Annotated in this window: 27 protein-coding genes; 8 read left to right on the top strand and 19 right to left on the bottom strand. The window is 30.4% G+C overall.

Features of this window, described 5'->3' with window-relative positions:
- Positions 1–43: 43 nt before the first annotated feature.
- Complete coding sequence (locus tag OT390_RS00440; protein ID WP_043012815.1) at positions 44–328, bottom strand: Mor transcription activator family protein; 285 nt, start codon at positions 326–328, stop codon at positions 44–46.
- Positions 329–421: 93 nt separating this feature from the next.
- Between OT390_RS00440 and OT390_RS00435 the strand changes: the two genes are divergently transcribed.
- Positions 422–1,093: an endonuclease gene (locus tag OT390_RS00435; protein ID WP_002852234.1), complete on the top strand. Its 672-nt coding sequence runs from the start codon at positions 422–424 to the stop codon at positions 1,091–1,093.
- On the opposite strand, the gene OT390_RS00430 is transcribed toward OT390_RS00435, so the two are convergent.
- The 15 genes from OT390_RS00430 to OT390_RS00360 form a co-directional block, all read right to left on the bottom strand.
- Positions 1,085–1,360 carry a hypothetical protein gene (locus tag OT390_RS00430; RefSeq protein ID WP_002795452.1) on the bottom strand — a complete coding sequence of 92 codons (276 nt, stop codon included), beginning with the start codon at positions 1,358–1,360 and terminating at the stop codon, positions 1,085–1,087. The genes OT390_RS00435 and OT390_RS00430 overlap by 9 nt on opposite strands.
- Before the next feature lie 46 nt (positions 1,361–1,406).
- Complete coding sequence (locus tag OT390_RS00425) at positions 1,407–1,856, bottom strand: regulatory protein GemA (protein WP_002865478.1); 450 nt, start codon at positions 1,854–1,856, stop codon at positions 1,407–1,409.
- Positions 1,853–2,545 (bottom strand): hypothetical protein, encoded by a 693-nt coding sequence (locus OT390_RS00420; protein ID WP_002878916.1) that lies wholly within the window; start codon positions 2,543–2,545, stop codon positions 1,853–1,855. Before OT390_RS00420 ends, OT390_RS00425 begins: the two co-directional genes overlap by 4 nt.
- Positions 2,545–2,814, bottom strand: coding sequence for a hypothetical protein (locus OT390_RS00415; protein WP_002784531.1), 270 nt, complete (start codon positions 2,812–2,814; stop codon positions 2,545–2,547). Before OT390_RS00415 ends, OT390_RS00420 begins: the two co-directional genes overlap by 1 nt.
- Positions 2,811–3,773, bottom strand: a complete 963-nt coding sequence (locus OT390_RS00410; protein ID WP_002878917.1) for a hypothetical protein — start codon at positions 3,771–3,773, stop codon at positions 2,811–2,813. Before OT390_RS00410 ends, OT390_RS00415 begins: the two co-directional genes overlap by 4 nt.
- A gap of 111 nt (positions 3,774–3,884) precedes the next feature.
- Positions 3,885–4,271: a YopX family protein gene (locus OT390_RS00405; protein WP_002791413.1), complete on the bottom strand. Its 387-nt coding sequence runs from the start codon at positions 4,269–4,271 to the stop codon at positions 3,885–3,887.
- Positions 4,268–4,540, bottom strand: coding sequence for a hypothetical protein (locus tag OT390_RS00400; RefSeq protein ID WP_002791414.1), 273 nt, complete (start codon positions 4,538–4,540; stop codon positions 4,268–4,270). The genes OT390_RS00405 and OT390_RS00400 overlap by 4 nt, the downstream gene beginning before the upstream one ends.
- A 63-nt stretch (positions 4,541–4,603) precedes the next feature.
- Positions 4,604–4,783, bottom strand: a complete 180-nt coding sequence (locus tag OT390_RS00395) for a hypothetical protein (protein ID WP_002791416.1) — start codon at positions 4,781–4,783, stop codon at positions 4,604–4,606.
- Positions 4,780–5,265: a host-nuclease inhibitor Gam family protein gene (locus OT390_RS00390; RefSeq protein ID WP_168952602.1), complete on the bottom strand. Its 486-nt coding sequence runs from the start codon at positions 5,263–5,265 to the stop codon at positions 4,780–4,782. The genes OT390_RS00395 and OT390_RS00390 overlap by 4 nt, the downstream gene beginning before the upstream one ends.
- Positions 5,266–5,371: 106 nt before the next feature.
- Positions 5,372–5,713, bottom strand: a complete 342-nt coding sequence (locus OT390_RS00385; RefSeq protein WP_002791419.1) for a DUF4406 domain-containing protein — start codon at positions 5,711–5,713, stop codon at positions 5,372–5,374.
- Positions 5,714–5,769: 56 nt separating this feature from the next.
- Positions 5,770–5,955 carry a hypothetical protein gene (locus OT390_RS00380; RefSeq protein WP_002824157.1) on the bottom strand — a complete coding sequence of 62 codons (186 nt, stop codon included), beginning with the start codon at positions 5,953–5,955 and terminating at the stop codon, positions 5,770–5,772.
- The gene (locus tag OT390_RS00375) at positions 5,952–6,143 is read right to left on the bottom strand and encodes a sigma factor-like helix-turn-helix DNA-binding protein (RefSeq protein WP_002795448.1); all 192 of its coding nucleotides are present in this window, start codon (positions 6,141–6,143) and stop codon (positions 5,952–5,954) included. The genes OT390_RS00380 and OT390_RS00375 overlap by 4 nt, the downstream gene beginning before the upstream one ends.
- A 2-nt stretch (positions 6,144–6,145) precedes the next feature.
- A complete protein-coding gene (locus tag OT390_RS00370; protein WP_002806833.1) occupies positions 6,146–7,069 on the bottom strand; it encodes an AAA family ATPase in 924 nt (307 codons plus the stop codon).
- A gap of 70 nt (positions 7,070–7,139) precedes the next feature.
- Positions 7,140–9,215, bottom strand: coding sequence for a DDE-type integrase/transposase/recombinase (locus tag OT390_RS00365; protein ID WP_002878918.1), 2,076 nt, complete (start codon positions 9,213–9,215; stop codon positions 7,140–7,142).
- On the bottom strand, positions 9,212–9,412 hold the full coding sequence (locus OT390_RS00360) for a hypothetical protein (protein ID WP_002826948.1): 201 nt from the start codon (positions 9,410–9,412) through the stop codon (positions 9,212–9,214). The genes OT390_RS00365 and OT390_RS00360 overlap by 4 nt, the downstream gene beginning before the upstream one ends.
- Positions 9,413–9,561: 149 nt before the next feature.
- On the opposite strand from OT390_RS00360, the gene OT390_RS00355 reads away from it, so the two are divergent.
- From OT390_RS00355 to OT390_RS00345, 3 genes are all read left to right on the top strand, one after another.
- Positions 9,562–10,236 (top strand): S24 family peptidase, encoded by a 675-nt coding sequence (locus OT390_RS00355; RefSeq protein WP_002791430.1) that lies wholly within the window; start codon positions 9,562–9,564, stop codon positions 10,234–10,236.
- Positions 10,236–10,937 carry a hypothetical protein gene (locus tag OT390_RS00350; RefSeq protein ID WP_002878919.1) on the top strand — a complete coding sequence of 234 codons (702 nt, stop codon included), beginning with the start codon at positions 10,236–10,238 and terminating at the stop codon, positions 10,935–10,937. The genes OT390_RS00355 and OT390_RS00350 overlap by 1 nt, the downstream gene beginning before the upstream one ends.
- A 66-nt stretch (positions 10,938–11,003) precedes the next feature.
- Positions 11,004–11,228 (top strand): hypothetical protein, encoded by a 225-nt coding sequence (locus OT390_RS00345; RefSeq protein WP_406611492.1) that lies wholly within the window; start codon positions 11,004–11,006, stop codon positions 11,226–11,228.
- On the opposite strand, the gene OT390_RS00340 is transcribed toward OT390_RS00345, so the two are convergent.
- From OT390_RS00340 to OT390_RS00330, 3 genes are all read right to left on the bottom strand, one after another.
- On the bottom strand, positions 11,225–12,133 hold the full coding sequence (locus tag OT390_RS00340) for a Cj0069 family protein (protein WP_079757842.1): 909 nt from the start codon (positions 12,131–12,133) through the stop codon (positions 11,225–11,227). The two genes, OT390_RS00345 and OT390_RS00340, sit on opposite strands and share 4 nt — an antisense overlap.
- An 88-nt stretch (positions 12,134–12,221) precedes the next feature.
- On the bottom strand, positions 12,222–13,118 hold the full coding sequence (sppA, locus tag OT390_RS00335) for a signal peptide peptidase SppA (protein ID WP_011049582.1): 897 nt from the start codon (positions 13,116–13,118) through the stop codon (positions 12,222–12,224).
- Positions 13,106–14,335: a metal-dependent hydrolase gene (locus OT390_RS00330; RefSeq protein WP_002867896.1), complete on the bottom strand. Its 1,230-nt coding sequence runs from the start codon at positions 14,333–14,335 to the stop codon at positions 13,106–13,108. Before OT390_RS00330 ends, sppA begins: the two co-directional genes overlap by 13 nt.
- 90 nt (positions 14,336–14,425) lie before the next feature.
- On the opposite strand from OT390_RS00330, the gene aroQ reads away from it, so the two are divergent.
- The 4 genes from aroQ to flhG are packed head-to-tail and all read left to right on the top strand — an operon-like array spanning position 14,426 to position 17,704.
- Complete coding sequence (gene aroQ, locus OT390_RS00325) at positions 14,426–14,905, top strand: type II 3-dehydroquinate dehydratase (protein ID WP_002852001.1); 480 nt, start codon at positions 14,426–14,428, stop codon at positions 14,903–14,905.
- 2 nt (positions 14,906–14,907) lie between these two features.
- Positions 14,908–15,381, top strand: coding sequence for a 2-amino-4-hydroxy-6-hydroxymethyldihydropteridine diphosphokinase (folK, locus tag OT390_RS00320; RefSeq protein ID WP_002851803.1), 474 nt, complete (start codon positions 14,908–14,910; stop codon positions 15,379–15,381).
- A gap of 9 nt (positions 15,382–15,390) precedes the next feature.
- Complete coding sequence (gene flhF / locus OT390_RS00315; protein WP_002860569.1) at positions 15,391–16,845, top strand: flagellar biosynthesis protein FlhF; 1,455 nt, start codon at positions 15,391–15,393, stop codon at positions 16,843–16,845.
- The gene (gene flhG / locus OT390_RS00310; RefSeq protein ID WP_002851985.1) at positions 16,838–17,704 is read left to right on the top strand and encodes a flagella biosynthesis ATPase FlhG; all 867 of its coding nucleotides are present in this window, start codon (positions 16,838–16,840) and stop codon (positions 17,702–17,704) included. The genes flhF and flhG overlap by 8 nt, the downstream gene beginning before the upstream one ends.
- Positions 17,705–17,716: the final 12 nt, after the last annotated feature.

Here is a 17,716-nt window from a genome sequence, read left to right as displayed (position 1 = left end):
ATATTGCAAATTTAATTGAAGTTTATTATCAACATAATCCAAACTAAAACAAACTTGGTTCCAAATTTTCTCTTAATTCTTTAGTGATTAAATACACAGCATTTAAACTTAAATCGTATTTTTTAGCACATTCCGCACTTGCATTTTTAGTGCTTATTCCCTGTTTTATGAGTGTTTTAAAATCCTGTTTTAATTCTTCATCTCTAAGTAAGGTTTTATAGCTTGGTATGTAAATATTTGCACCGCCAAATTCTTTTAAGATTTCTCGTTTGTCGTTATTTTTCACAAAATCAATAAAATATTCAAAGTATTCGTTATTGCTAAGCAATGCTAGTCCTATTTGAGTGTTTTTGCAAATTATAGCAAAAAAGCTAAATTTTATTTAGTAGGGTATAATTTTAAAAAATAAAAAGGAGAATAAATGAAAAAAATAATAAGCGTTTTAATACTTGCTTTAAGCTTATTAAATGCTAAAAGTTTTGAAGAAAGCAAAAAAGAATTAGTAAAATTTTATAATGATCTAGGGAGCTCTTACTGGTATGATTTTTATTGTCAAGCACCTTTTAAGGTTAATAAAAAAGGAAAATATATTAGTTTTGAAGTGATTAAAAGTGATTTATATGCTCCTAGAAACGAATACACCAAAAAAGGAAAAATTAACCAAAGAATCAAACGCATAGAATGGGAGCATATTATGCCCGCCCAAAACTTTGGAAAGCATTTACCTTGCTGGAAAGAAGGTGGCAGAAAAGCTTGTAAAAATGATCCAACTTTTGCAAAAATGGAAGCCGATAAACAAAACCTAGTCCCAGCCATAGGAGAGATAAATGGGGATAGAAGCAATTTTAGATATGCTGAGGCTCCTACTAATTTAAAATATACTCAATATGGAAATTGTAAGGTTTATACTGATTTTAAAGCAAAAAGATTTTATCCTGCAAATTATTCTAAAGGCTGGATTGCAAGAAGCTATTTATATATGAGTAAGACCTATAATATTAAATTGTCAGATCAAGAAAGAAAGCTTATGGAGGCTTGGGATAAACAATACCCTATGGATGAGAAAGAAAAAAGAATTAGAGAATTACTCTAATTCTTTGCAAACTTTAGCCACAATTTCATCTATATCAATAACCAAGCTTTTATCTTCTTCCTCAAAACTCTCATCAATTCTTTCTCTAATTACGCAAATCACATTAAGTAAAATCCCAAAATCTTTATCAGTTTTAATCTGATGAGTGATTCCATTATGCATTATTTCAAGGCTTGTTCTTTTTGCGGCAAAGGCAATTTGTGAGTGTTTTTCTATGCCTAAGGTTAAAAAAAACTCTGCATCGTAAGAATGTATTTCTAAAATCATTTTAATCTCCTTTTGTTTTGATGAGACAACATTAGCTTCGTTTGGCTTAATGTGTGCTGTTGTTTTCTAAATTTTTTAGCCCTAGGATAACTTTATTAGCATCTTCAACGCTTAAATACCAAAGATACAAAGGTCGTTTTTTAATAATATTATTAATAAACTCTCTTAAAGCCCACTGAGTAGGATTTTTAGCATTTTTACTCCAAATGGCTTGTATCATATTAAGTTGCTTTTTTGTAGCCCTTCCGCTTTTAGTGTTTTCTTTTTTAAAATACCTTGCTTTTTTGGTATTTTGCTTTTTTAAAAACTTTTCATCATAGCCCAAAGTTATAGCAAAGTCCCTTAGTTCATCTATGCTTAAATCCTTACTTGAAGCTTTGCCATATCTTTCATTTAAAACCCAGCGATAGCTTTCATCATCGCTTAAATTAGTATCTTTTCTTAAGGTATGAATGATTTTAATTAAGTGCTTTTTTAAAGTGTTTTGAGTATTCATTTTTTAGCCTTTAAAATTTGCTCTAGTTTTGAAGTGAATTTATCAATATTTGCATTATAAAGCTTATCTTGATTTTTTTTGTATTCTAAATAGTTTTGCTCGTAATCTTTATTTATTTTAGTTTGGCTAGGAATTTGAGTTTTAATAACAGGGCTTATTTCAATTTTATTATCAAAAATGATTTTATCTTGGTTTTTAAACATATATTCAACTAGCTTATTATAAAACTCTCCTACATTCAGTGGTTTTCTTTGCTCATCACAAAGCTCTTTATTAGCATTAATAAAATAAAGATTATCCCCACAATCAACATGCTTTAAAACAGGCTTTCCTAACTCATCATAAACAATGTTACCATCATAATATCTAAGTACAAAAGAATATGAGAAATCTCCTTTTTTTGTTTGAAAAATAAAACGATTTGAAAATGAAATGAAAAGCCATTCTAAAAAAGACTCTATATTTTTGTACCTTAAGTTTAAATCAAGCTCTGCAAAGGCGCACACAAGAGAAAGTTTTTCATAGCTTGTACCAACAAATTGCTTTTTTAACATGGTTAAATCATAGTATTTTTTAAAGCCTAGTATATCTTTTGGTGTTTTGGCTTTAAAATAAAGTTTTTCTATAACCACTGCTTGAACTTCACTAATACCAAAAAGCTCTTTTAGTGCCTCTTTTGCATTATCCATTAAAACTCCTCTTCTAGCCAAGAAGCTAAAGCTTTTTGCTTATCTTTGTTTTTATATTTGTTTGCCAGTTTTGGAAGCCAAGTTGAATTAAGTGCTCTTTTCCAGCATTTTAAAGGCTTTTTATTAGCCATGAGCCATCTTCCATCGTCTTGCTTATAGTAATTTATAAAACTATCTGCTATAAAATAAGGGATAGAGCAAGAGTTTTTAGCATTAAACTCATCAATGGCTTTAATTAAATCTTCTTTGCTTGGAGGGTTAAATTTCATAACTCACCCCCAAATAAGCTTAATTCTTTGTCGTTGCTGTCTTTATTGTCAGCTTTTAAACTTTTCCAAACAAAAGTGCGACCATTCTCTCCGCCAAGCTCACTTTCCCAAAAAACACCTTTAAATTTCTCTAAAGTATTCCTTGAAAAATTATCACTCCTACTGACATCAAGAGCCGATAAAATCTCACTTGTGCTTAGGCTTTTTTCGTTTAAAAGCTTTAAAACTTTATCTATAAAAGCTTCTTCTTTATCGCTGATTTTAGCGTTTTGCAAGTCGGTGTTTTTAATATTTAGAGTTTTTGTATTGATAAAAAAGGCTTGATCTTTAATTCCTGCTCTTTCTTTTTGCACACTAAGCAATACTTCAAAGCCTTGTTCTAAGTTAGCCACTTTTTGTAAAAAATACATGCAATCACTTGAGTTTCTAATATGATTTGAGCCTTTAAAAGCTCTGCCATCTTTTGTAGAATGGTGTAAAGCCATAATGGTTGCCCCACATTCTCTTAAATTCATGAGCAAAGACATTAAAGACATCATTTTAGTATCATTATCAATATCTGCAAAATTGCGTAAAGAATCAAGTACAAATAAAACCCCTTCATAGCTTCCTGCTACGCCTTTGCCTTCAATCATTTCTAAAAGTTCATAAGCTGAAGTTTTTAAGCTTGATCTGTGAATATAAGTGAATTTGCTTTCATTTAAAATAAGTTCACCAAAACCTCTTTCATTTAAAACATTTAAAGGATTATCCATGTCAACATAAACGATGCTTTTAACCCTTGCATCTTTGCAAAGTGTTTTAGAAATAGCAGCACTTAAATAACTTTTTCCACTGCCGCCATTTGCGTAAATAATGGTTATTGCTTTTTTAACTAAAAAATCAGGGATTAAAAACTCTAATTTCTCATTTAAATCTTTATTTTTTAGCTTAAACTCATTTAAAAAATCCAAATTCATTTTATTTTTTCCTTGTCAAAACTTAATCAAACCCACTAATTAGTGAGTTTTGTTAAATTTTTTGGCTTTTTTTAACATATTTCATTTTTATGTTAAAATTTTTAATATTTTTTAACATTTCAAAAGTTCAGGATTCTCGTGGATATTGCCGATAGTTTCAATAGTATATCCTTCATCTTCAACTAAATAAATTAAAGAGCCTATGTAATCTCCATTTTTTCCTTCAAAATAAAAAGTCCCTTCTTTGTGAATGCTGATTTTTGCTAAAAAGTAATCGTATAGACTTTTAACTTTAACAATATCATTCTCGTATACTTTTTTACCTTTCTTGTCATAAAGCCCTGTAAAAAGCTCTATTTCACAATCCTCTTTAAACTCAGATAACCTTGTTTTGGCTTCTTCACCATAAACATATTTTGTTTGGCATTTGCAATCCTTATTACCACAACCCTTGTGATGCTTATCCCAAACTCTAAAATCAAAATCTTGTAGTTTCATTTGTTACCTCCATTTATACTTTTTATAGTTTTTTGCCATTCCTCATCGCTTTTAAACTCATTATTAAGTTCTTTTAAAAGTTTAAGTGCTTCATCATTAGACAAATTAGAAAGAATAGCTCTTATTCTTTCTAATGGCTTGATATCCTTATGGATAATTCCAAAGAATTCCTCTTGCTCTTTTGTGCTTAAATCTTCAAAAAGTTCAGCCAAATCATGAGCATCTATATCTTCTAAATCACTCGCATCTATGCTTACATTGACATACATTTTTTATCCTTTTGTTTTAAATTAAGTTTTAAAAACTTAATCAAATCCGCCTTAGCGGACTTGTTAAATTCTTTTAAGTCTAATTTTTTGCTTTGAAGTCATTTTCTTTTTTCTTTTAAAGCTTTGCTTTTTTAGCTTAGGCTTATTTTTAAAATCAAGTTCTAAAAAGCCATTAAAATGAGCTGTTTTTGTTTTAAAAACACTATTTAAAAGTTTAAAAGTCGCTAAGGAAAGCTCTCTCATTTTTCAATCTCCAAGCTTTCAATCTTTGGCTCTATTCTAAAATTATCTTTTACAACTCTTTTAAGTCCTAGCTTTACTAAGGCGCTATCTTCAAGCTCTGCAATAGCATCTTTATTAAGTTCTTCTTTATAAGTAATGCAATCATTAAGTCCATAGCTTTTTAAAGCTTTGATTAAGTTTTCTAGTTTTTCTTTCACACGTGGTAAAGATACACTTTTACTTAAGCGATAGCCAATCTTGCCAAAGGTAAATTCTTTGCTTCTTTTTTCTGCAAACTCGTGTTTATTATTTTCACAAAAGGTTGTAATGCACTGCTCTATATATTTAAGTTCATCACTTAAAACCTTAATCTCTCCTGCACGAGCTTCTTTAATCTCATTACAAGCTAAAGTCACCTCGCCATTAATCTTTTCTATTTTTACGCTAAGTTCTGCCACTTTTTTAAGTGCTAAGTTAACATCTTCTAAATTATTTATTTGCATCTATTCTCCTTTTAAATTAAATTTATTAATTTGATAATCCCAAAGAATTACGCCATATCTTAAAAGCACTGCGTGTTTAGTTTTTTTCTTGATTATCCTTAAGCCCTTATTGTAAGGGCAACTCCAAAACTAGCTCTTTAATGCCAAGCTTTTTAGCAAGTGCTAATTCTTCTTGCATACCTTGTGAATATTTTGCATCTTTGTGTTTGCTAAGATAAATATAATCACACGCTTTTAAAAGCTCTAATCCCATTTGTAAAGCTTTGTCTCTGTGCTTGTTTTCATCCAAATAACTAAATTGTAGTATGGGTGAAACAGGCACAAAACCTTCACATTCACGCATAATTTTTAAGCATTCTTGCTGAGCTATGCTAATAGCTTGTGCTTTTCTTTGACTTTCTCTTACTACTAAAGCTTTGTAAGGAGAGGCTACATAAACTAATGCCATTGTTAATCCTTTCTAATAAATTTAAGTTTTAAAAAACTTAATCAAAGTGCTTTAATTTAAGCACTTTTGTTAAGCTTTTTACCCAAATGAAAACGAATGATTTTTTTTGCAATATAATCAGGATAAATTCCTTTTAAAACATCTACAAACACTCCACTTTCTTTATAAATAATGCTTACACCCTTTATCTCAAAAAGCGAAGCACTATAATCAGCTTTCTCACCTTTAATCATTGGTATCATTTTTTCTCTCCTTGTATTAAGTTTTCTTTCTTTGCTTTTTCTTTTTTGATTAAGTCAATCGTTTCAAAGATAGCCATCCACTTATCTTTATTTTTAGGACTCTTTAACTTTCTAAGAGCTTCAGTATAGATTTGATGAACGCGTGTCACGCTAAGATTAAGTTCTTTAGCTATCTCTTCAAAACTCATTTTTAGCCCAGCATTAAAAATGATGCGGCAGCTTCTATGTGTTTAAGCTCAACCGCTTTTCCATCTGCAAATTCACAAGCTCTTTTTAAAAGCTTCTCACTTTTTCTAAAGTTGCCACGAGCGAGGTTAAAAACTAAATCAATAGCCTTTTTCTCCTCCACATCAAAATGATTACAAAGTGTTTTTAAGTCTTCATCTTTTAAACCTTCTTTGTTTTGGTAGCAAAGTCCTTTTAATTCCCATTTTGCACCAATTCTAGAGCTTAGTTGTCCGTACTCGTTGTAATCATTTCTGCCAATGCCTGTAAGATTGTTTTTAAGTTTTCTAGTACCTACTAAGATTAAAGCAGTATTTGAAAAATCATATATGCGTCTTAAGCACTCCAAAGCACGAAACGGCAAATGCTCACTCTCATCTATAATTAAAACCTTTGAAGTTCTTGCTAACTCGCTAGCAATGCCTCTAATCTTATCATCCAAAGAACCTTTAAAACACACATTGAGTTTATTTTCAAGCCCCACCAAAAGCATTCTTTTGCTTGTCTCAGTTGTTGCTTCAAAAAGCACCACTCTTGTTCCATTTTTAGCGGCATATTCTTTAATGGCTCTGCTTTTTCCAGTCCCCGCTTCGCCAATGATTACTCCCATTTCGCGATTGCTCATGGCACTTTCAATGGTTACATTAATCGCCTTTGCATCTTTAGTGGCAATAAAAGGTGTTTGAAGCTCTTTCACGCTTTTTTCTTCCACAAAGCTTTTAATGTATTTTTCAAGTAAAGGCTCTACTTTTGAAGCGTATTTATAGCTACTTCCTTCTTTCATATAGCCCACCATATAGCTTTTATTAATCCCTAAACGATCGGAGAGATTGTTTTGAGAGATGTTTTGGGTGCTTAAAAACTTTTTAGTAAGTTCTACTAATTGCATTTTTTATCCTTTTGTTTTTTTATGAGTAAAAACTCTTTAAAATTTGAATTAATCAAGCTTTAAACAATTTTTAACCAGCAAAATATTTCTTTTCGACAAAAGCTTCCATGTCAAACTCGCTTTCATCGTTATTTATTTCTTTTTTAGCATTTAAAATAAGCTCATCTGCATTAGCATTATTTTTAATCTCTTCTAATTCTCTTTGAGTTTTTAAAGTTTCTTTTGCAAGGGATTTTTGATGCACCTCTTTAGCTTCTACGAGTGAGTTTTCAAAAGCACTTTGTAAATCTTGTAAGTCTTGTTTAATATTAAGTTTAGTAAAGGCGGCAATCTCATCTTTTTTAAGCACTTCTTTAATCGCTTTAACTTCACTTTCATAACCTTTTTTAAGCATTTTATAGCTTTCTTTACTAAGTTTAGCGATACTTTCATCAAGTGCTAGACAAAGAAAGTTTCCGCTTAAATCATAAATGAAAAGTTCTTTAATATTATCGATATTTTGCACACATTTAACCCTTGTGCCAACACTTGGCATTAAAGCACTTTTATAAACTCTACTTTCAAAGTTAATGCCTTTTTTGCCCACGACCCTAAGTTCTTTATTCCCAGCATTAAACAAAAATTCTTCATAAGATATTTTTACAATAGCTCTATCGCACGAGTTCCAAAGTTCAAGTGGAGTTTTAACGCCTTTTTTTCGGCGAACTTTGCTCATGTTCCACTTGATCACTTCAGCTTCCAAAAGCTCACAAGCTTCGCTGAAGGTGTGAAGGAGTTTTTGATTAGTTTTTTTAGCAAAGCCGTATTCATCTTTAGCTTTTCTTTCTTTCTTAGGAGTTTTTTGCTCTATCATTTCTCTTTTAGCTAAGCTATTTCCAATGTGACCGTGCATTTGAGATAATCTAGCTCTTTGAAGTGTTCCAAAACGCCTTTCAACTAAAGCTTTTTGCTCTCCTGCGTAAGCAATAGCTGCATCATAGCTTATATTAAGACTATCAAGTAAGCTTTGAAAATCTTTTGAAAGATAATCTTTACCATTATCCCCTTTAATCATATCAGGCTTACCAAACTTATCTATGGCTTTCCATAAAAGTCTAGTTAGGCTTAAAGAGTTTGATTTTCCTACTAAGGTAGCTACTCCCATGCCACTAAAGACATCAACGACACTTAAGATGTGCGGGCGGAAAGGCTCTAGTGTTTCATCATCTCTTACTATAAAATCAGCTGGAGAGCTATCGATTTGCCAACACATGTTTTTCATATCATAAAGCTCTCTTTGATTGCCTTGTGCAGGGAGAAACTTACTTTTTGCTTTATCTAAGCCTTGTGTGATAATACAATGCTCCAAAGGCTTGTCTTTATAATAGTTTTTAATGAAATTTTGTAAGGTTTTTACACTAAAGAGTGGCTTTACTTTTCCCAAATCAAAACCTATAAAGTCATAATTTTCTTTAATGGCTGCTTCCTTGTGAATTTGCCACCAAAGCTCAGTGAAATTAAATCCACCTGCCCCAAAGGTGCGATATTCTCTTAAAGCGTATTCTTGCATCCAAGCACTAAGCTTGGTTTTATCTTTGCGGTGAAGTCCGCGAGTGTCGATAAGACCTAGAATGCCATTTTCTTTATATGCTTTGCGAATTCTAAAAATTTCTATTTTAGAAATACCGCATAATTCCAAAGCTCTTTTCTGCTTAAGTCCTCCTTCAATATATTTTTCTACTTGCTTTAAAGACTTAAGCTTTTCTCTAGCATTGTTTTTAATTTCATCGCTTAAATTTTCAAACTTTATATTTAAAACAGCCAAATCATTGTCTATTTTTGGCTCTGTTAAATTTAAATTACTAGTTTTTAAACTATTATTTGTAGTTTTTAAATTATCGGTAGTAATAATTTCGCTCAATTTAACTTTTTGCATTTTTTCATTAAAAATCAAAGTATTTTTACTGATTAATTCTTGATTAAAAGCGGTTAAAAGCTCATCTTTGCTTATTTTAAATAGTAGTTTTTTACCACCCCTGCCACCTTTTTCATTATCCACTTTTAGCCACTCATATTTATTTGAGTTTCTACTTACTGCAAGCCTCAAAGCTCCTGTGCTTACATTAAAAGTTTGTGCGGCTTCTTTGGTTTCTAAGAAGTAACTCATGAACAAGCCTTAGGCATTTCATCAATGATTTTAAGTTCTAAAAGTTTTTCATAAACTGCTCTAGTGTTTTTCTTCGCTTTGTATTTTCCTAAATATTCACCTTTTATAACGCGAATAGTACTTAAATAGTCAAGATTGTGTTTTTGTGCGAATTTTTTTATATTAATACCATTATCTTCGAAGTATTGTTTTAACATTTTTTTCCTTTAATTTGATATTTTTATATCAAATTGAGTTATTTTAAGATACAATTTGCTATTAAAATATCAAATTATAAGACAAAATGCGAATTAAGTCAAGATATTTTATCGCATTTTGTGAATTTTTTAATAAAAGAAGGCTTATAATGCATAAAACAGCAGACATTTTGAATAGAGTTTATGCTCTGTTAAATATCACCGATGATAAAGAATTTTGTGGAATTTTTAAAGTAAAACCCAATACATTAAGCACTTGGAGAACTAGAAATACCATTCCCTACGATTTATTAATGAAAATTTCAAAAGAACACAATATTTCACTTGATGCTATCTTTTTTGACAAAATGCGAATTATAGATGATATTTTGAAATTAAGATATTATACAGATGCGGCAGCCGCCGCTGGATATGGTGCTATAAATAGTCAATTAGAATATACTGAGATAGCAATAAGTAAAAAATTTGCCTGCGAAGCCTTAGGATTACCGCCTTTAGCTAAACTCGATATTATTAAAGTTATAGGAGATAGTATGGAGCCTTTTATCCATAGTGGAGATGTTATAGCTATTGATGTGAGCAAAAATAAACTTGACCTTGTTAAAAATGGAGATATTGTGGTTATCAACCTTGATGGCGAAATTTACTGTAAAAAGCTTTTAAAACAACCATTTGTAAATGAAATTGTATTAAGTTCTATGAACTCTTTTTACAAAGATATTGTTGTTAATATTGAGCATATTAACAACGCTGAAATTATAGGCGTTGTTTGTAAGGCAATATCAATTAAAACTTTTGAAAATGCTATTATAAAGTACGAGTGATGTTATATTTTATTATTATAATATTGATTGCAACAATTGGTTTATTTGTTTATTCTGGTTTTAGAATAAAATCAAAATTAATAAAAATAGCAACAAACGGCACTCTTACTAAACAAGATTTAAAAGAAATAGAAGCAATATCTAAATATTATGAAATTTCTTTAATGGAAGCAGCTAAAATTCATTATGGTAAAGCCATGATTACAGAAGAAATGATTTTAAGATTAGAAAGACCTTATCGAGAATTATATGAGCAGTGTAAAAATTTTTCTACAAATAAACATGAAAAAATTTCACATTATCTCTCTTCAAATAATCAAGATAATTATTTAGAAGCAATAAATTTTATCTTAATCGCAGAAGAAAGTGTTAGCATAGCTTTAAAATCAAAAAATAAAGATACTGCAGAAAGCAGAAGAAAACTTGCATTAGAAATGGAACAAAAAATACAGGAAAGACATCCCAAAGCCTATGGCTTAATTGTAGATACAATTCAACTTTTGGAAGATAATTATGATGTAAGTCTTTTTGAAAATCAATGTATTAAGTATTATGAAGAAGCTGGGAAATTAAAAACTATTAAATCCAAACAAAAAAGAATTGATTGTATAAATGATTTAATAAAAGAAGCTGAGGCAAATCCTAAAATTGATAGAAAATTTGTTGATTTTTGGAAAAACAAAGTAAAAGAAATAATATAATTACATTTTAAGTTTAAGTTTTATGGAAAAATAAAATGCAACCAAAAAGTATCATTTTATTTTTCTATGGTTACATTTTATTTTTCCGCCGACAGAAGGAAATTTAAGGATAAAAAAATAAAATATTTTATTTTGGATAAATTTGACTATTCCTATCCTATACTAACCAAAGATACAAAATGCTCATTTTGTGAAAATTTTTTCTCGATAAAATATAGCTCAAACTTAAAAACAATAGAAAAAGAATGTCCATTTTACAATAATAAAATGGACATTAAGCTTAAAGACTAAGCCTTAGTTTTACTTACAATATTAATAATATTTGAAGCTACTTCATCAGCAAGTTCTAAATGAGAAGTAAAACCTACACAAGAACAATTAAGCTCGCCTAAAAACATATCCACCAAAGTTTTCCAATCTTCTGGCTTATCATAGCGATATTTTGCCCTACTAAAAAGCGTAGCAGAAAAAGCATCAGCATCTTCGGCTGGTTTTTTATGCACTACATTTACAGGGGTGTTATAAAGCATTAAAAGTCTGATTTCACCTTCTTTAATGCGCGGTAAAAAAGTCATATCCACAAGCATACCATTATCACCTATGATATATTGCTCGCAAAAATCCATAAATTCCCCAAGCTCTCTATGTTCTACATGATTATCCTTAGCTTCTGTACATTTGATTTTTGTGTTTAAAGGCAAACTATCTCCACTAACATTACCCTCTACACTCACACGCCAAATTCCCTCTCCTGTAGAGCCACGATTTTGTTTTAAAACCCTTTCACCTTTAGCCAAACTTTTTGGAAAATTTTCTTTAAAAGTCTTAATATCATAGTAAGCATAAGTATCGCTTGGAACAAGATCAGTATCTGCTAATTTTGTAAGTGCATCTTTAGCACCATAACCCATCATAGCATCAGGATGAGGCATACCTACAAGCTTATCGGCACAAAGTTTTCTTAACATATCAAAATACTCATTTTCTTCTTTAAGATTGCCAGGATTGATGCGAGAAACATAACCATCAAAATTTTCTTTTACATATTTGTAAATTTCATCTTTTTTACCCACTTCAAAAAAAATCACCTCAGCATTCCAACCCTTAGCTTTTAAGGCATTTACCATAGGCATGGTATCTTTTCTATAGCCATCTTCACCTTTATCACTCCCACCTTTAACTTCGAAAAAAACAATATTTTTTCATTATTTTACTCCTTATCTAAGATATAAATAATTATTGCATAAAAATATTACAAAAATTAAATAAAAATATTTATATATTTTATCTAGCGTTTATAAAACTGCTATTAGTTTTATAAGCGATTTCGATTAAGCTTTTACTTATCAAACTTGATGTTTGTCCTTCTAGGCGGTTAAGAAATTTATCAATCTTATCTTCTTCTTTCCAAACAGGATTTGAAACATTAGCAAGTTTTTCAAGCTCCTTTTTAGCATTTTCATAATTACTAAGCTCATCTATAAGACCAAGCTCCTTAGCCTTGGCAGCTAAAAACACTCTTGCATTTGCCCATTGATCTTTTTTATTAAGATCTAATGCTCTTTCCTTGACAACAAAACCTGTAAAAAGATCATAACTTTGATCAATTAAACCCTGTAAAAAATTTCTTTCATTCTCATTCCAAGCTCTTGCAAAAGTTCCAGCACTTTTAAATTCACCCGCTTGAATAGTTTGTTCTTTAATACCGAGTTTATTAGCCAATCCGCTTAAATCAGCTCCTTGCATAATCACACCGATAGAGCCTATAAAACTTGCTGGATTGGCTAAAATTTTATTAGCTCCAACTCCTGCTAAATAACTTCCGCTTGCCATAGTTCCGCTTGCATAAACAAGCACAGGCTTTTTAATTTTTAAATCCTTTATAGCTAGAGCTAGTTCCATACTAGGAGCAAAAGCTCCACCAGGAGAGTCTATAACAAAAAGCACTCCTTTAATATTGCTATCATTTTTAGCATTGATAATTTTTTCCAAAACCGCAGAGCTGTCAAAAATTTCACCCTTTAAATCAATGCGTTCTAAATTTGCAAGATTGGAGCTTGAATTTGCACTAGGCATTAAAATCCATATAACAATCAACAATAAAACAAAGGTTTTAAAATAAGTATTGATAAATTTTATACCGCATCCTAAAGCCTTAAAAAATGATTTTAAAATTTGCATTCTTTTCCTTTTATAAATAATTTATCTACTTCCTTAGCATTTAAAATAAACTGCAAAGGAGCTTGCTTTTTATCACATTCTCCTAGCTCAAATACGTTAAAATCAGCAATTTTACCTTTTTTAAGCTCTCCTAAATTTAAATTTAAAGCCCTTGCAGGATAAAGTGTTACCATTTGCAAAAGCTTAGAGGCTAACTCTAATAAATCAAAATTCTTATGTATAAGCAAATTCGCGCGCATTTCATCAAGTAAAGACAATGAAATATTTGAGCTAAGTCCATCGGTTCCTAAATGGATATTTAATCCACTTTTTAAAGCCGTTTTTAAATCTAAGCTTTTTTGACTTAAAAGGCGATTTGAAAATGCACAATGTGTAATAGAATGTAAATTTTTATCTAACCATTCATATTCTTTTAGATAAACACAATGCGTAAAAAGAGTCCTTACTCCTTTAAAAAGTTTAACAAAATCCTTTGGTGTATAAAGAGGCTTAGGATGAAGTGTGAAATTTTCAAGCCATTTTTTAAAACTCCCTTTAGACTCTCTAAGCCAGATATTTTCAGCCTTACTTTCTAAAAAATGCGTACTAACTAGTAAATTTTGCTTTTTAGCTAAATCAAGAGCAAAATGAGCCAAACTAGGATGAGTTGAATAAGGAGAATGAATCGAAATTGCCGGGATAAAAAAATCATTTTTAAATTTCAAAGAATTTTCAAATCTTTTTAAAAATTCTTGTTTTTTATCTTCAACTTGATTTTCATTTGTACCCAAAATTTCATTAAAAAATACTATACGCATACCCTTGTGACTAGCCTTTAAGCAAGGATCTAAATCACTCCCAAAACTTGAAATTTCACCTATAGTGCCTATACCGCTTTTTTGCATTTTTTTAATGCTTTGAAGTATTAATTCTTCTTTGGCCTGTGCATTTAACATGGAACGAGAATTTATAACACTTTTAAGCCAAATTAAAAATTCTCCAAAATGTAAAGTTGTTGAATTTGCACTAAATTCTAAGTGTGTGTGAGGATTTATAAAAGCAGGTAAAATAACCGAATTTTTAGGTGTTTTGATGATTTTAGCCTTGGGATATTTTTTTCTTAAATTATCCAATTCACCCAATTCTAAAATTTTATCTTCAAAAACAAAGGCTTGATTTTCTAGTATCGTAAAATCTTCATCGCATAAAAAAAGATATCTTGCAGTAACTATAAACACGATTTTCCTTTCAAAAATTACATTGTAGCAAAAATTTATTTTTAAAATGTTATAATAAAAGGTTAAAAATAAATTTTTAAGGTTAAATCCATGAAAATAATGATTATCCAAGGCCCAAATGTTAATATGCTTGGCGTAAGAGAAGTGGGAATTTATGGTGCTATGAAAATGGAAGAAATTCATGAGCAAATGAAACTTGCAGCATCTCAAAACAATGTAGAACTTGACTTTTTCCAAAGTAATTTTGAAGGTGAAATCGTAGATAAAATTCAAGAATGTCTTGGAACAGTTGATGGAATTATTATCAACGCAGCAGGCTATACTCATACTTCAGTAGCTATTCGCGATGCTATTGCAGCAGTAGCTTTGCCTACAATTGAAGTACATATTAGCAATGTTTATCGCAGAGAAGAATTTCGTCAAAAAAGTCTTATAGCGCCTGTATGTTCTGGAACTATTGTTGGTTTTGGTCCTTTTGGCTATCACTTGGCTTTAATGGGTATAATTCAAATTTGCGAACAAATAAAAAATTTGCGTGCGATGCAACAAGCACAACAAACGAATAAATAATAATGCTAAAAATTCAAGGAGTAAAACACTTTGAAAAAAGTCGTTTTTTTCCTTTTTTTAGTCAAAATATACGATCTTTTAAATATTTAGCTCTTATAGGCTTAGGAAGCAATATAGAGCCCGAAAAAAAAAGATTTGATATGCTTTTTCGAGTAATGATGGATGATAAAAGATTTAAAATTTTATCCACATCTCCTATGTTGATAAATGAAGCCTTTGGTTTTAAAGAGCAAAAAGATTTTACCAATGCTGTTATGTTGATACAAACTAATTTGCATGCACGAGCACTTTTGAAAGTTTTACTTTATTATGAAGTAAAATTTAAACGCAAGAGAACTTTCAAAAACGCTCCTAGAACGCTTGATTTAGATCTTTTATACTTTTCACAAAAAGTCAAGCGTGATAAGTGGTGTGAGGTGCCTCATAAAGGGGCTAAAGAAAGAGTGAGTGTAATTTTGCCTTTAGGCATGATATAAGGAATATAAATGGGACAACTTATACATACTTTTACTGTTGAAGATACAGAACAAATTATACCCAAAGTAAAAGAAGATTACGGAGATAAAGCTTTAATTATAACAAATAAACAAATTCGTCCTAAAACCTTAAATCGCAGTGCGCTTTATGAGGTTATGGTAGCCATAGAAGAAAGCGACTATGAAGAACACTTAAAAAAACAAGGAAAATCTTTACCTGCAAAAAAAAGCTCGCCAAAACCATCTTCTACCTCTCTTGCAGAAGAAAAAATTAGATCTCAAATCCCTCAAGAAGATGAAGATGTAGTCTTGGATTTCTCAAACACTCGCTTAAATACAAATTTAAACACTGTAAAAAACAATGACTTAACTAAAAAAACCTATCAAGATTTTCCACAAAACAAAATCAACCCTCATCAAAATAAGACTCTAGGCTTTGATGATTTTAAAGAAAAACTAAGTGAAGTTAGCAATGAAATTTCTAAAGTCACAAACACACCTTTAGAAAATTACACCCCTAATCCAAATTATAATAAAAAAATAGAAAATTTTGAAAAGCAATTTGAAAAACAAATCAACAAGCTTAACGATAAAATAGATCTTCTTGCAGATATGATGTGGGACGATAAAGCTGAAGCTAGAAAAAATCTTATGATACCTCCTGAATTTGCAAGTATTTATAAACAAGCCAAAGAAAGTGGAATGCTTGAAAATCATCTAGAAGCGATTATGAAAGCAACTATAGAAAATATGCCAGCTGCTATGAAAACCAACAAAGATGCAGTTCAAAGATATTTTCACTCACTTTTAAGAAATATCTTGCCTTGTCGTGTTGAAAGCGATATAAAAAAACAAAAAATCATGATGCTAGTAGGCCCAACAGGAGTCGGAAAAACAACAACCTTAGCTAAGTTAGCTTTTCGCTATGCTTATGGAGATAAGCGTTATAAAACAGGTATTATTACGCTTGATACTTATAGAATCGGTGCGGTTGAGCAACTTTTTCAGTATGCAAAAATGATGAAACTTCCTATTATTGATAGCATAGAACCAAAGGATTTAGATGAAGCGATAAAAAGCTTAAATAATTGCGAAGTAATTTTAGTTGATACTATAGGAAATTCACAATACGATCAAAGCAAACTTGCTAAAACTAAAGAATTTTTAATGCACTCAAATGCAGAAATTGATGTAAATTTAGTGGTTTCTGCAAACACCAAACAGGAAGATTTAATGGAAATTTATAAAAATTTTTCATTCTTAAATATTGATACTTTGATTATTACTAAATTTGATGAAACAAAGGTTTTTGGAAATATCTTCTCTCTTGTTTATGAAACAAATATTCCTCTAAGCTTTTTCTCTATAGGACAAGAAGTGCCAGATGATTTAGAAGTAGCCAATAGTGATTTTCTAGTTCATTGTATTTTAGAAGGGTTTAACAAAGGAAAAAATAATGAATAACCAAGCAAATAAACTTCGCAATCTCATGAGTCAAAATGGAACCAAAAAATCCCAAAACACTCATTTTATAGCTATTACAAGTGGAAAAGGTGGCGTTGGAAAAAGTACGATTAGCGCGAATCTAGCCAATGTTTTAGCAAATAATGGCTATAAAGTTGGGCTTTTTGATGCTGATATTGGCTTGGCAAATTTGGATGTCATTTTAAATGTACGCATACAAAAAAATCTCTTGCATGTTTTACGCGGAGAATGCTCCTTGGAAGACATTTTAATAGAAGTTAAGCCAAATTTATGGCTCATCCCAGGCGAAAGTGGAGATGAGATTTTAAAATATAATGATAAAAATATTTACGAGAGATTTTTAAATCAAGCAAGTATTTTAGATGAACTTGATTTTCTTATTATCGACACAGGCGCGGGTATTGGTGGAAATATTTTAAATTTTTTAGAAATGGCTGATGAAGTTATAGTAGTAACTGTTCCTGATCCTGCAGCAATCACTGATGCGTATGCAACCATAAAAACAACTTCTAAGACAAAAGAAAATTTACTAATGCTCTTTAATGTTGTAAAAAATGAAAATGAAGCTTTAAAAGTTTTTGAAAATATTAAAAAAGTTGCAGATGCAAACATTAAAAATCCTTTAAATTTAGAATTCTTAGGTCATTTAAGCGCTTCTAAAGATGTAAGTGGTAGTATTAAAAAAAGAACTTTATTTAGCGATGAAAACACAGCCTCAAGTGATGAGATTAAAGCCCTAGCTTCCAAGCTTTTATATAGATTGGAACGGAAAGTGCTTGATAATGTTTCAAATCGTAGTTTTTCAAGTTTTTTTAGAAAAATTATTGAAAGATTTTAGCAATAAAGAGAA

The sequence above is a fragment of the Campylobacter sp. CFSAN122748 genome (assembly GCF_045277125.1).
Classification (GTDB): Bacteria; Campylobacterota; Campylobacteria; order Campylobacterales; family Campylobacteraceae; genus Campylobacter_D; species Campylobacter_D jejuni.
The sequence above is the reverse complement of the archived record's forward strand: the minus strand, read 5'-3'. Positions and strand labels throughout refer to the sequence as shown.

Coding starts and splice junctions, on each gene's coding strand:
- OT390_RS00390 (WP_168952602.1), bottom strand. CDS start 5,265: ATGCAAATAAATAATTTAGAAGATGTTAACTTAGCACTTAAAAAAGTG.
- OT390_RS00420 (WP_002878916.1), bottom strand. CDS start 2,545: ATGGATAATGCAAAAGAGGCACTAAAAGAGCTTTTTGGTATTAGTGAA.
- OT390_RS00430 (WP_002795452.1), bottom strand. CDS start 1,360: ATGATTTTAGAAATACATTCTTACGATGCAGAGTTTTTTTTAACCTTA.
- OT390_RS00395 (WP_002791416.1), bottom strand. CDS start 4,783: ATGAGAGAGCTTTCCTTAGCGACTTTTAAACTTTTAAATAGTGTTTTT.
- OT390_RS00415 (WP_002784531.1), bottom strand. CDS start 2,814: ATGAAATTTAACCCTCCAAGCAAAGAAGATTTAATTAAAGCCATTGAT.
- OT390_RS00410 (WP_002878917.1), bottom strand. CDS start 3,773: ATGAATTTGGATTTTTTAAATGAGTTTAAGCTAAAAAATAAAGATTTA.
- OT390_RS00375 (WP_002795448.1), bottom strand. CDS start 6,143: ATGAGTTTTGAAGAGATAGCTAAAGAACTTAATCTTAGCGTGACACGC.
- OT390_RS00365 (WP_002878918.1), bottom strand. CDS start 9,215: ATGAGTTACTTCTTAGAAACCAAAGAAGCCGCACAAACTTTTAATGTA.
- aroQ (WP_002852001.1), top strand. CDS start 14,426: ATGAAAATAATGATTATCCAAGGCCCAAATGTTAATATGCTTGGCGTA.
- folK (WP_002851803.1), top strand. CDS start 14,908: ATGCTAAAAATTCAAGGAGTAAAACACTTTGAAAAAAGTCGTTTTTTT.
- OT390_RS00425 (WP_002865478.1), bottom strand. CDS start 1,856: ATGAATACTCAAAACACTTTAAAAAAGCACTTAATTAAAATCATTCAT.
- OT390_RS00370 (WP_002806833.1), bottom strand. CDS start 7,069: ATGCAATTAGTAGAACTTACTAAAAAGTTTTTAAGCACCCAAAACATC.
- OT390_RS00350 (WP_002878919.1), top strand. CDS start 10,236: ATGTTATATTTTATTATTATAATATTGATTGCAACAATTGGTTTATTT.
- OT390_RS00355 (WP_002791430.1), top strand. CDS start 9,562: ATGCATAAAACAGCAGACATTTTGAATAGAGTTTATGCTCTGTTAAAT.
- flhF (WP_002860569.1), top strand. CDS start 15,391: ATGGGACAACTTATACATACTTTTACTGTTGAAGATACAGAACAAATT.
- sppA (WP_011049582.1), bottom strand. CDS start 13,118: ATGCAAATTTTAAAATCATTTTTTAAGGCTTTAGGATGCGGTATAAAA.
- OT390_RS00380 (WP_002824157.1), bottom strand. CDS start 5,955: ATGATACCAATGATTAAAGGTGAGAAAGCTGATTATAGTGCTTCGCTT.
- flhG (WP_002851985.1), top strand. CDS start 16,838: ATGAATAACCAAGCAAATAAACTTCGCAATCTCATGAGTCAAAATGGA.
- OT390_RS00345 (WP_406611492.1), top strand. CDS start 11,004: ATGGTTACATTTTATTTTTCCGCCGACAGAAGGAAATTTAAGGATAAA.
- OT390_RS00400 (WP_002791414.1), bottom strand. CDS start 4,540: ATGTATGTCAATGTAAGCATAGATGCGAGTGATTTAGAAGATATAGAT.
- OT390_RS00360 (WP_002826948.1), bottom strand. CDS start 9,412: ATGTTAAAACAATACTTCGAAGATAATGGTATTAATATAAAAAAATTC.
- OT390_RS00405 (WP_002791413.1), bottom strand. CDS start 4,271: ATGAAACTACAAGATTTTGATTTTAGAGTTTGGGATAAGCATCACAAG.
- OT390_RS00435 (WP_002852234.1), top strand. CDS start 422: ATGAAAAAAATAATAAGCGTTTTAATACTTGCTTTAAGCTTATTAAAT.
- OT390_RS00385 (WP_002791419.1), bottom strand. CDS start 5,713: ATGGCATTAGTTTATGTAGCCTCTCCTTACAAAGCTTTAGTAGTAAGA.